The organism is Actinomadura vinacea, assembly GCF_039532545.1.
GTDB lineage: Bacteria > Actinomycetota > Actinomycetes > Streptosporangiales > Streptosporangiaceae > Spirillospora > Spirillospora vinacea.
The window spans coordinates 1-514 of sequence record NZ_BAAARW010000062.1 but is presented as its reverse complement, the minus strand read 5'-3'; the positions used below and the strand labels follow the sequence as shown (position 1 = coordinate 514).

Below are 514 nucleotides of genomic sequence, written 5' to 3'. Positions count from 1 at the left end.
ACTCGACGGCGTGGCGCTGCCGGTAGTCCAGTGCGCAGAACGCGGGCGGGCGTCCGCCGTGGCGACCTCGGTTCTTACGGTGCCTGAGCTGGTCGGCCTTGGGTGGGATGGTGCAACCGATACCACGTCTGCGCAGGTAGGCGCGGTTGGCGCGGGAGCTGTAGGCTTTGTCGGCCCGGACCCGGTCCGGTCGTCTGCGCGGACGGCCCACGCCCATCCGGGGCACCCTGATCGCCTCCAGGACGGCCCGGAACCGCGGCGAGTCGCCGCGCTGACCGGCGGTGACCAGCAAGGACAACACCTTCTGGCCCTGCTCGCAGGACAGGTGGATCTTGGTGGTCAGCCCGCCTCGCGACCGGCCCAGCGCGGGATCGGCGGGCTCATCACCGGCTCCGCCCGGAGGTTCCTTCTGCTCCTCCGGCCGGGTGCGGGCTCCGGCGGCGTGCTGACGCGCCCGGGCGATGGTGGAGTCCACACTCACCTCCCAGGTGATCAGCGCTGCCGCATCCGCCCG

1 protein-coding gene is annotated in these 514 nt (G+C 72.4%); it reads right to left on the bottom strand.

The features are described 5' to 3' along the window. Positions 1 to 475 (bottom strand): transposase (locus ABD340_RS47795; protein WP_344598858.1); only part of this gene is annotated, 475 nt, incomplete at its 3' end. Between the last annotated feature and the right edge of the window lie 39 nt (positions 476 to 514).